Genomic DNA, 12,420 nt, shown 5'->3' on the forward strand with positions numbered 1-12,420 from the left:
GACAATTCATAAATCATAAATCACAAATCATAATTTATAAATCATAGTTCTAATACATGATAAAGTTTTTACTACAACGCCCTATCGCGGTATTGATGGCTTTCACGGCTTGCTTTATCGTGGGATTGGTTACCTACTTCACCATTCCTGTGTCGTTGTTGCCGGATATTGCAATCCCGGAGATCACCGTACAGGTGTCCGGCCAGAACACTTCGGCACGCGAACTGGAAAACACGGTAGTAAAAACCATCCGCCAGCAGTTGATGCAAGTTGCCAGCCTGCGTGATATCCATAGTGAGACACGCGACGGAGCTGCCATCATACGCCTTAACTTCGATTTCGGGACGAATACGGACCTGGCTTTCATCGAAGTCAATGAAAAGATAGACGCGGCCATGAACTACCTGCCGCGTGAAGTAGAACGCCCGCGGGTAATCAAGGCCAGTGCCACCGACATTCCGGTGTTCTGCCTGAACCTGACTTTAAAAGGTGAAAGTGGAAAGGTGAAAGGTGAAAGTGAAACGGCTACACAAAGCAACTCTCAACTTTCAACTTTCAACTCTCAACTGGAAAACGAAAACGCATTCCTCGACCTTTGCCAGTTTGCCGAAACGGTGATCAAACGCCGGATCGAACAGCTGCCCGAAGTGGCGATGGTGGATGTGACGGGAGTGCTGAAACGGCAGTTGCAGATCGTCCCGGACATGAAGCTGCTGAAAATGTCGGAGATCACGCTCGACGACCTCGAAGCGGCGCTGACATCCAACAATATCGAACCGGGCAGCATGACCGTACGCGACGGTTACTACGAGTATAACATCAAGTTCTCGACGTTGCTGCGCACACCCGAAGATGTCGAGAATATTTATATCCGAAAAAACAACCATATCTTCCAACTGAAAGACCTGGCACGCATCTCTGTCGTACCGGAGAAAGAGACCGGGGCTTCCCTTTCCAACGGTAAACGGGCCGTAACATTGGCTGTAATCAAGCAGGCGGATGAAAATATGGACAACATGAAGGAAGCGTTGCAGGAGGTTACCGATTATTTCGCATCCGTCTATCCGGACATCGATTTCAGCATCAGCCGTAACCAGACGGAACTATTGGATTATACCATCTCGAACCTGAAGCAGAACCTGTCGCTGGGATTCCTTTTCATCTGTATCGTGGCCATCCTTTTCTTAGGGGATATCAAGAGCCCGGCAGTAATCGGATTGAGTATGGTGGTGAGTTTGGTCATCAGCTTCCTGTTCTTCTATCTCTGTAAGATGTCACTGAATATCATCTCTATCTCCGGTATGATCTTAGCTTTGGGTATGATGATCGACAGTTCGATCATCGTAACGGAAAACATCACCCAGTACAGGGCGCGCGGGGATTCGCTGGAAGAAGCTTGCAACAAAGGGACGACCGAGGTAATCACCCCGATGCTGAGTTCCACCTTCACGACGATTGCCGTATTCGTCCCGTTGGTGTTCATGAGCGGAATTGCAGGAGCGATCTTCTTCGACCAGGCATTTGCCGTTACCGTGGGGCTGATGGTTTCCTATTTCACGGGGATCATGTTGCTGCCGGTACTTTACAAACTGGTATACAGCATTCCGGACATCAAACACAAGGGATTCAATATGCGGATCAACAATCTGGTGAAAGAACATACACTGGACCGCTTCTACGATGCAGGGGTCGATTTCATATTCCGCCACAAAACAGCTTCATTGGTTTGCGTAGCCATCACGCTCCCGCTTTGCGCTTTCCTGTTCTACGAAATACCGAAGAGCCGTATGCCGGAGATCGACCAGAATGAACTGATCGCCCATGTCGAATGGAACGAAAACATCCACATCGACGAAAACCGGACTCGCACTAACCGATTGTTTTCTTCAATCGACGATCAGGTGAAAGAACACACGGCCTACATCGGCCAGCAGCAATTCCTGTTGAACCGTGACCGCGAAATGTCGGTTTCTGAAAGCGAACTGTATTTCAAGACGGAGAAACCGGCCGGAATCGCACCTTTGCAAAAATCGGTCGAAGAATGGATCCGGCTACATTATCCGATGGCTGTAATCTCCTTCTCCCCTCCCGAAACAGTATTTGAAAAACTGTTTGTGACGGGCGAAGCCGATATCGTCGCCGAACTGTACACCCGTAATAAATCCGAAGCACCGGAAGCCTCCGTCCTGCGCAAGACAGAACAGCAGATAGGAACCCGGACGGGCCATACACCTGTCGGCATTGCTTTTGACAACCAGTTGAACATCACGATAGACCGACAGAAACTCTTGCTTTACAATGTCGACTACAACGAAGTGTACCGGTTGCTGAAGACGGCATTCAAAGAAAATGAAGTAGCGACTCTCCGCTCCTACCAGCAATATCTGCCGATCACACTGGCTGGGGATGAACAAACGGTAAACGAGGTGTTGCAGAAAACATTGGTGAATACAGTCGCCGACGCGGAGGGAAATGTACGATATATCCCGTTGCAATCGCTGGTGCGTGTCACCCCGGGTGAAGACCTGAAAACGATCACGGCGGGAAAGAACGGAGAATATATTCCGTTCAGTTTCTACGATGTAGACAATGCGGAGCAGTTGATGGAAGGTGTTAAAAAAGAGGTCAAGGCCGATTGGGACATCGACTTTTCGGGTAGCTTCTTCTCCAACCGGCAGATGCTGGACGAACTGGTCGTGATCCTGTTTATTTCGATCCTGCTGATGTATTTCATCCTGGCAGCCCAGTTCGAAAGTTTCCTGCAACCGCTGATCGTGTTGCTTGAAATACCCATCGACGTGGCAGCCTCCCTGCTGGTGCTATGGATATGCGGACATACCATGAACCTGATGAGTGCCATCGGTATTGTCGTAACCTGCGGTATCATCATCAACGACTCCATCCTGAAGTTAGATGCCATCAACGAGCTTCGGAAAGAGGGAGTCCCGCTTATGGAAGCCATACACGAGGCCGGACGGCGACGCCTGCGTCCTATCATCATGACGTCGTTAACGACCATATTCGGAATGGTTCCGCTACTTTTCACATTCGATATGGGTAGCGAACTGCAAAAACCGCTCTCCATCGCCATGATCTCGGCGATGCTGATCGGTACGGCAGTCAGCCTTTTCGTCATACCGCTGATATATTGGTTTATTTATCGCAAACATGACGTTGGGAAATTGAAAATTGAAAGTTGAAATTTGAAAATTGGAAGCTATGGACAGGAAATTCATTTATAGATATATCATCACGTTGTTGATGCTTGCATGCGTGTTCGGGGGGAAGGCACAACTCACGCTGACGCTGGACCGGACCATCACGCTGGCGGCGGACAGTTCGCTGGACGCTTTCCGGTACAAAAACATGTATCTGGCCGGATACTGGGAATACCGGACCTACAAGGCCGGCCGCCTGCCGAGTCTTACCCTGAATCTGACACCGGCGCAATATCAGCGCTATTTCACCCAACGATACGACTCGGAAGCCGATATCGATGTTTATAGAAAGCAACAACGGTTTTATGCGGGTGGCCAACTGGAAATAGAACAGAATTTCGACCTTTTGGGCGGTACGTTCTATTTGGATACGGATCTGGACTATATGCGTTATTTCGGTGACGAGACCTATAACCAATTCTCATCCGTCCCCATCCGTCTCGGCTATCAGCAAGATCTGTTAGGTTATAACGCTTTCAAGTGGGAACGGAAAATAGAACCGTTGAAATATGAGAAAGTAAAGAAAGAACTGCTTTATAATGTGGAGCAGATGAGCGAGCAAGCTACTACCTATTTCTTCGCCCTGGCAATGGCACAGGTAGAATATGACCTGGCAAAAGATAACGTCTCGACTACCGACACCCTGTACCGTACGGGACAGGAACGCCACAAGATCGCTTCTATCAGCCAGGCAGACCTGCTGACTTTGAAATTAGATGCCGTGAACGCCCGCAATACATTAAAGAATGCGGAAATCGCCCTGAAACGTGCTATGTTCAGCCTGGCATCCTACCTGAACTTCGACAAGAATACGGAAATCCGCTTGCGTCTTCCGAGCCGCCCGCGCAACATGGAAATTTCAGTCGACAAGGCGCTCGAACTGGCGCGTGAAAACAATCCGACTTTCCTCGACCTGAAACAGCAAGTGCTGGAAGCTCAACAACAGGTAGACAAAACAAAGAAAGAAGCCATGTTTAATGCCAAGATCAACGCCAGTGTCGGCTTCAACCAGGTGTCCAAGAACATACAGGATGCCTACAAAAATCTGCAACAGCAGGAAATCGTCTCTTTGTCCGTTTCGATCCCATTGGTGGACTGGGGCGTGCGAAAAGGGAAACATAATATTGCCAAGAACAACTTGCTTGTCACGGAGACATCCGCCAAACAAAAAGAGTTGACGGTCGAAGAAGACGTGATTATGACGGTCGGCGACTTCAATATCCAGCAGGCCCTGATCGGGAGTGCCGAAGAAGCGGTAGACCTGGCAGAGACTGCCTACAGCGAAACCAAGCAGCGCTTCATGATCGGAAAGGCGGATATCAACAGCCTCACCCTTTCGCTGAACCGCCAGCAGGAGGCGCAACGAAATTATATTCTGGCTTTGCAAAATTACTGGTTGAGTTATTATAAGATTCGTAAACTGACGTTGCATGATTTCGAGACAGGGGTTTCCCTTTCGAACGAGTTCGATTATAAGAACGGGTTGTAACGGTGGTCGTTGCTGCCCGGCAACGGGCATCGCTGCGCCTCGGCAACGGAGGTCGCTGTGCTCCGTCAGCGACTGTCGTTGTGCTTCGGCTGCAAAGGTCGCTGCCGCCCGTCAGCGACAGTCGCTGCAACTTCAGGCTATCGAAACAGATTATAAAAAGAATGAATAATGAGTGCATCTCCTAAAATATCCTCTTTCACGATCATCGTCACCTTCCTTTGCGTGGCGCTGGCAGGGATTGCCTTTATACCGCTGCTGCCGATCAAACTGTCGCCATCGCGCACGTTGCCGCAGCTGACCATCAGCTATAACATGCCGGGCAACTCGGCGCGCGTGATAGAGATGGAGGTAACCTCGCGCCTCGAAGCGATGCTGGCACGTATCAAGGGGATCAAGGAGATCAATTCCACTTCCGGTAACGGATGGGGATATGTCACGCTCGAACTGGACAAACATACCAATATCGACGCCGCCCGTTTCGAAGCGTCCACCATCATCCGCCAGACATGGCCCAGCCTGCCGGACGGCCTCAGCTATCCGGTTCTGGAAATGAGCCGGCCGGACGATAAGGAAGCACGGCCGTTCATGAGCTACACACTCAATGCGGCGGCTACTCCCATATTCATACAACGTTTTGCCGAAGACCAGATTAAACCTCGCCTAAGCGGAATCCCCGGCATCTACCGGATCGATGTCAGCGGAGCCACTCCGATGGAATGGCGACTGGAATATGACAGCCGGCAATTAGTGACGCTGGGTATCAGCATCCCGGATATACAGAAAGCCATCAGCCAGTATTATCAAAAAGAATTCCTGGGGACCGGGAATGTGGAAACCCAATTGGCGACTTCACACAAAAGCGGACAAAGCAGCCAATGGATACGCCTCGCTCTGGTTCCTGAAAATGAAAAAGACGGGTTCAACCCGTCACTCATCACCGTCCTGAACAAAGACGGCAAGCTGATCCGCTTAGACCAACTGCTGAAAGTGACGCGCCAGGAAGAGGCGCCACAGAGCTATTACCGCATCAACGGGCTGAACTCCATCTATCTGTCGATCCGTGCCGAAGAGACAGCGAACCAGTTGGAGCTTGCCAAACAGGTAAAAGCCGAAATGGAACATATCCGGTCCTTACTTCCGCCCGGTTATGAAATACACACCAGCTATGACGCGACTGAATTTATCCAGGACGAGTTGAACAAGATTTATATTCGCACAGGACTTACCGTCCTGATCCTGCTGATTTTTGTCTTGCTGATCACACGGGAACTCAAATATCTGTTGCTGATCGTCATCAGCCTCTCGATCAACCTCTGTATCGCGGTGATTCTTTACTATCTGCTGGGGTTGGAAATGCAGCTTTATTCGCTGGCAGGGGTCACGATCTCGCTCAGCCTCGTGATCGACAACACGATCGTCATGACGGAACATATCCGCAACCGGCATAACCGGAAGGCGATCTTGTCCATACTGACAGCAACCTTGACAACAATGGGCGCGCTGGTCATCATCTTCTTCTTAGATGAAAAGATACGCCTCAACCTGCAGGATTTCGCAGCTGTCGTCATCATCAATTTAGGGGTTTCCCTGATGATCGCACTATTCCTGGTTCCTGCCCTGATCGATAAGATGAACCTGGAATGGAAGAAAAACGGGAAAAAGAAAGCACCCGCAAAAGAGACGCAGAATACATGGAGAAGCCGGATCAGGAAAGGGACAAACCGCTTTCTCAAACGCTTCCCGGTCTATTATAACCGATACTATCAAGGACAGATCAATTTCCTTTGCGGATGGAAGAAACTGACGTGTTTCATTTTGCTACTGGCATTCGGCATCCCGGTTTTCCTGTTGCCGGAGAAAATCGAATACGACACGAAAGACAAGAAAAAGGTCTACACGGCAACCGACTCCCTGCTGATCGAGAAATATAATAAATTCGCCTCCAACGAAACATATAAGGAAAAGATCAAACCGATTGTGGACAAGGCGTTAGGCGGAACCTTACGTTTATTTGTTCAGAAAGTATATGAAGGCAGTTACTTCACCCGCAACGAAGAAACCGTTCTGTCTGTCAGCGCATCGCTCCCGAACGGAACAACCTTGTCTCAAATGAACAACCTGATGGGCCGGATGGAAGCCTATCTCAGCACCTTTAAAGAAATCCGTCAGTTCCAAACTAACGTCTTCAGTGCGCGCCAGGCCGGCATCCGTATCTATTTCACGAAAGAGAGCGAGCGGAGCGGTTTCCCGTATACCCTGAAAAGCAAAATCATCAGCAAAGCGCTCGAATTAGGGGGCGGTAGCTGGCAGGTCTATGGCTTGCAAGATCAGGGATTCAGCAACGATGTACGCGAAGGTGCCGGTTCTTTCCGCATCGAAATGTACGGTTATAACTACGACGAACTGTATGAGTGGGCCGAACAGCTGAAAGCAAAACTACTCACCCACCGCCGCATCAAGGAGGTGCTGATCAACTCGGAATTTTCATGGTGGAAAGACGATTACCAGGAGTTCTACTTCAACCTCAACAAAGCCCGGCTGGCGCAGGAGGACATACGCCCGATCGAGTTGTTCGCCTCCATCAATCCGGTTTTCGGAAAAGATATTTATACCGGCACGATTGTCGTGAACGAGGAGACGGAGAAGCTGAAACTCTCTTCCCGCCAATCACAGGAATATGATGTATGGAGCATGCAGTATGTCCCCCAGACGATCGACGGCAAACCTTACAAACTGGCCGAACTCGCCAGCGTCGAAAAAGGACAGATGCCGCAGAAGGTTGCCAAAGTGAACCAGCAATACCGCCTCTGCCTGCAATACGAGTATATCGGTGCGTCCAACCAGGGAAACAAGATACAGGAACGTGACCTGAAAGAAATCAATGCCATACTGCCGATGGGCTATACAGCCAAATCGAATAGCGCTTACTGGTATTGGGATAAAAAAGACAACAAGCAATACCTTTTGCTATTGCTGATCATTGTCATTATCTTCTTTACCACCAGCATCCTGTTCAACTCACTGAAACAGCCGTTGGCCGTTATCTTCGTGATACCGATCTCTTATATCGGTGTATTCCTTACTTTCTACTGGTTCAAACTCAATTTCGACCAGGGAGGGTTCGCCTCCTTCGTCCTGCTGTGCGGTATAACTGTCAATGCAAGTATCTATATCCTGAACGAATATAACCAAATCCGGCTACGCAAACCCTTGATGTCGCCCTACAAAGCGTATCTGAAAGCCTGGAATGCGAAAATCACACCCATTTTCTTAACTGTCGTTTCCACTATCCTGGGCTTTATCCCGTTCATGTTAGGTCCGGATAAAGAAGCATTTTGGTTCCCGCTGGCTGCCGGGACCATCGGTGGACTTGTCATGTCTATTTTAGGAATCTTCCTCTACCTTCCTCTTTTTACTTTGAAAAAACAGCAGAAGCCTTAACCTATTTACCTGTCATTTATACATTGTCAACAAAATGTCACCTCTAACATCCACTCTTCAATAAAGCAAAATATACTTTTGCGACCTCTTAAGGCCTGTTGAAATCTTTCCTTCCTAAAAGGAAAACACACAGGCTTCTCTTTCTGTTTAAATAGGGTATACTTGCTTCGGTCCATTCCTTTGCCATACGTTTGGTAATGCCTGACAGATAAGCTGTGAGAAGGTCTCTGCCTCTCTACCCACAGATCGCAGAGTTTTTTTTCACATTTTAATATAACAGATTATGAACAATTTTATTAGTTATCTGAGATTACTTCTGCTCGCAACGAGCGGAATGTTACTATTGTGTATAATTTTCGCCATGAATCCGGAATTAGCCGACGGTACTTTATCCGGAAGAGTTTGTTGGTTTCATTTCACATCTGTCTTGTTAGCCGGTGGAGTCCTGCTCATGGAATTTACTACACAGAAAAGCCGTTTTATTTTTTCATTACCAGATGTCCTATTGTTGCTCCTATTCGGTATTGTATTAGTTTCTTACAACAAAGAAGAAAACCTTCAACCGGAACGTTTCCTTTTCATAGCCCAACTGGCCGCCCTCTGGTTTATGCTTAGAGGAGCTTTACAAGCACACCAGGAATTACGGCCGTTTTTCATTACGATCATCATATTCACCGGGATCGTTCCAGCCATTTGGGGGATCGGCAATTCGATAAACCCAGCCCCTTCCACCCATCCGATCTTCAAATTACTGGAGATATCGTTGAAGCCGGAACCCTTTTACGGTTATATCGCAATCATTTTTCCGGTCTGCCTGAACACTTTACTCCGCTTTAAGGATTGTGACAAGACAGCAGTGTGGGAATCTCGTACATTCTTGTTTTATTTCTCTGCTTTTGGAGCGACTTTGATTATTACCGCCTTGTTCTTCAACACGAATGAGCCCGTATGGATCGCCGCCATTCTTTCCGGCATCTGGGTTTGCTGGATGAGAATGATCGGGTGGAAGCAGACGAAAGAGGCCATACAACGGCATAACAAACTTTTTGCCATTTCTTCAATAATCCTGTTTGTAATCGTCACGGCAATTATTCTGGCCGGAAACATCCGAAAAGCCCAGGCTGGGGACCGCCGGCTTTTGATCTGGAATATTACAACCCATGCAATTATGGGACATCCGATAACCGGTACGGGTATAGGCGGCTTTCCAACAACATACGCCAAAGAGCAATCTGCCTACTTCAAGACCGATATCGCATCTACGAAAGAAAAGCGAACCGCAATCTGTCCTCTATATGCCTATAATGAATATCTGCAGATCGGACTTGAGTTAGGAATAGCAGGCTTGCTGCTCTTTATCTTCTGGCTGGCCTTTTCCCTCTATTACGGGATCAAGCACAGACAGATAGGAGCCTCCGGCGGAATTCTGGCACTCGGGATCTTCGCCCTCTATTCTTATCCGCTTCAACTTCCGACTTATTGGGTCCTGCTCTTATTCCTGACGGTTATATGTGTAACCAATCCGAAGCACGACAAACAAAGGGAACAGAGAAGCATTCCGTATATCAGCGCCATCGCTGCCGTTCTCACTTGCATTCTTTTCTATGGACAAAAAGATTCCTATTATACATATAAGGAATGGAAGGCACTCCAGGATTTATATCATAATCAGGCCTATGAACAAGCTGCCAACCGGTATGCCGGCCTATTCATCCAGTTATACCACCGGACAGATTTTCTATATGAGGGAGCGGAATGTTTCTGCAAAACCGGACAGCACGACATAGCCATCATGTGGTTGGACAGGGCTTTAAAACTAAGTGCAGACCCTGAGCTATATTATGCAATTGCAGAAAATAAAGAAGCGATCAAACAATATCGGGAAGCGGAAAGTTATCTGCTGGAAGTCAGCCGAATCCTGCCCGAAAAAGGATATACCTATTTCCTGCTTGCCAAATTATATGCAGATCCCTCTTTTTCCCATCCGGACAAGTTTCAGAAGGCTGCTAAAAAGTTTCTTACCTTCCAGCCAAGTACGCAGAATAAAATAACGAAAGAGATGAAAAAGGAGATGCTCCAAATTATAAAGAGCCGGAATCATAACAAGTAGCAAATAGTCAGCAAAGTATACCGATATGCCCATCCACCCGTTTTATTCCGGCACGGCATATCGGTACATTATTATGTTACTCCATAACCGGAACCAACCTCACTTTCAATATTTCTTTCCGGCCCGCTTTCACATCGGCATCAAAAACAATCCGGACAGAACCGGGATTCGGAGCATCATAGCTATGCAACGGGACATTATCGATCACCGAGAAAGTTGCAGCGGAAGGACTATCGATAATCAAATGCAACTTCTTACCCTCTTTCGTCAGCTCCATGGTATGGGAATCTATCTGCCTGGGCGTGGCGGATGTCACCATCGTCCACCGGACAGAAGCCGGCTTACCGGCAGCCTGCACACGGTCCGTCACCTGCAAATATTGTTCTTTGACAAGCACGACTTCACGAGTCGCCTTTTTCAGATCACCGCCGAACAGAGTTGTCATATCCAGGTTAGCCCCTAACTTGGTATCCTTCGTATACGTCTCGAGGATTGGCACCTCGCCTTTTACCTGATGTTTCGCGCCATTCACCGTCAAAGTATTATGAACGAAATTATTATAACGGAACACATCCCAACGCTGCCCGTCCTGGTCGCCGTTCCACAGGCGCACGTTTTCCTTCTCGAGCGAATAATACTCCTGCATGCCCAGGTCCTGTGCCCAACGAACCCCCAAAGCCTCGAACACGAAAGAACCTGCATCCATATGGGCATGGTTGGCAGAAGCCGTCCCCCCTTTGATACCTACATAGAAACCTTTTCCCTCATCCCATCCTGTACGAACCAAGGCTACCGGCACTTTGCCATGGCCGGTCCAGATTTTGGCGGCCGGCGGCGTCACCTTCTTCATATCGAAACGTGTCCCGTAGATCAGGATGAGAGGCAAAAACCGTTCTTCCTCGGCAGTGAACTGCGTATCTCCGCGTGTAAGGAATATCTTCTCGTTCCACAACAAAGAGGGATCGTCCAATTTGGAAGCGAACCAAAACATTGCGGGGAAAGACTGCGTTGTCTCGCGCGCATCGCTGAAGTTAAAAGCGAGGCCGGTCGTCCCTGCCATATACTGCATGAAACGGGCAGAGGGCATAAAGCCTTCCGTTTCGCACAAGCCGCCGTCCGAACCGAACGCCGACTCCAAAGCTGCGATCAGCATGGCATTAAAACTCGTCCCATACCCCCAGTAGTTATACCCTTCGGGATAGTTGCCATCAGGCGCATACACCTTCATTGACAAAGGTACGGACGACATGGCCCGCTCGATAACCGCGGCCGCCTCTTCACCATCCGACTCGAGAATGGCAAGGGCGCCATATACCAGTCCGGTATTACAAACCTGGTTCCAGTTATTTCCCGCTTTCAGGAACCAGTTATACTTTTCATCGTTCGACGGGGCGAACCCTTTCAACCGGATCGACTCGCGCACCAACGCCTTAGTCTCCGGCGCCAACCCGTCATACAACCAGTCATAACCGATCGCTACCGCCATCGTCATCTCGCCGACATCCAGAAAATGAGACGGGTTCCAGTCTCCGAACGAGCATACTGACACCATTTCCTGCTCGGCACGCAGGCGGTATTTATCTTCTCCGGTCATCCGGTAGACGAACGAGAGGTCGAATATACGCTTCAGTGCCTCACGTGAGACAGCCAGCAGACGGCGTCCTTCTTTCTTGTACGTCAGCGTCGGGCAGATCAGCAACCGGTCAGCCTCTCCGACAATCTGGTTATAGACGCGTTGCATTTCAAGATTATCTTTCAGGCTTTCCCGTATCTTCAACTCTTCCCCCTGCTTCATCAACAGGCGGGGATGATCGGTCACCCGGTTATAATCAAACGCTTGGGCTGCCAGATGTGTTCCGGCACACAAAAGGAGGCACGTAAAAATGAGAAAAAACACCTTATTCATATCTTTCAGAATTAATGAATTAACGCAGTAAAGATAGAAAATCGGAACAACCGCGCCAAAAAATTACTCCTCACTTTCGTCCCTGCATTGCGACCCCATGAAAGATATCTTCCCAGACTTCGTCAATGCGTGCCCCAAAACCCGCCTTGGTCAAGTATCATTCCGTCATCTTTATTGGGGCAAGACAGTACATTTTGAAACGTTAAAGAATATTACCAGCAATAGTAATTCCAAAAACATGCGATAGTAATCCGAT

General features: G+C 48.6%; 5 protein-coding genes. 4 read left to right on the plus strand and 1 reads right to left on the minus strand.

Features of this window, described 5'->3' with window-relative positions:
- Positions 1 to 56 precede the first annotated feature (56 nt).
- From ACPYIV_RS13605 to ACPYIV_RS13620, 4 genes are all read left to right on the plus strand, one after another.
- Positions 57 to 3,200 (plus strand): efflux RND transporter permease subunit, encoded by a 3,144-nt coding sequence (locus tag ACPYIV_RS13605; protein WP_425883494.1) that lies wholly within the window; start codon positions 57 to 59, stop codon positions 3,198 to 3,200.
- A gap of 61 nt (positions 3,201 to 3,261) precedes the next feature.
- A complete protein-coding gene (locus ACPYIV_RS13610; RefSeq protein ID WP_299362238.1) occupies positions 3,262 to 4,707 on the plus strand; it encodes a TolC family protein in 1,446 nt (481 codons plus the stop codon).
- Positions 4,708 to 4,875: 168 nt separating this feature from the next.
- Positions 4,876 to 8,148, plus strand: coding sequence for an efflux RND transporter permease subunit (locus ACPYIV_RS13615; RefSeq protein WP_425883496.1), 3,273 nt, complete (start codon positions 4,876 to 4,878; stop codon positions 8,146 to 8,148).
- A gap of 283 nt (positions 8,149 to 8,431) precedes the next feature.
- Positions 8,432 to 10,258, plus strand: coding sequence for an O-antigen ligase family protein (locus tag ACPYIV_RS13620; protein ID WP_425883498.1), 1,827 nt, complete (start codon positions 8,432 to 8,434; stop codon positions 10,256 to 10,258).
- Positions 10,259 to 10,334: 76 nt separating this feature from the next.
- Here the strand turns inward: ACPYIV_RS13620 and ACPYIV_RS13625 are convergent, their stop codons facing one another.
- Positions 10,335 to 12,164, minus strand: a complete 1,830-nt coding sequence (locus tag ACPYIV_RS13625) for a heparinase II/III domain-containing protein (protein ID WP_425883500.1) — start codon at positions 12,162 to 12,164, stop codon at positions 10,335 to 10,337.
- Between the last annotated feature and the right edge of the window lie 256 nt (positions 12,165 to 12,420).

This window comes from Parabacteroides vesiculifaciens (genome assembly GCF_049860805.1).
In the GTDB taxonomy this organism is placed as follows: domain Bacteria; phylum Bacteroidota; class Bacteroidia; order Bacteroidales; family Tannerellaceae; genus Parabacteroides.

Excerpts from the sequence above, each read along its gene's own strand:
- ACPYIV_RS13605 (WP_425883494.1), top strand. The coding sequence starts at position 57 with ATGATAAAGTTTTTACTACAACGCCCTATCGCGGTATTGATGGCTTTC.
- ACPYIV_RS13610 (WP_299362238.1), top strand. The coding sequence starts at position 3,262 with ATGCTTGCATGCGTGTTCGGGGGGAAGGCACAACTCACGCTGACGCTG.
- ACPYIV_RS13615 (WP_425883496.1), top strand. The coding sequence starts at position 4,876 with ATGAGTGCATCTCCTAAAATATCCTCTTTCACGATCATCGTCACCTTC.
- ACPYIV_RS13620 (WP_425883498.1), top strand. The coding sequence starts at position 8,432 with ATGAACAATTTTATTAGTTATCTGAGATTACTTCTGCTCGCAACGAGC.
- ACPYIV_RS13625 (WP_425883500.1), bottom strand. The coding sequence starts at position 12,164 with ATGAATAAGGTGTTTTTTCTCATTTTTACGTGCCTCCTTTTGTGTGCC.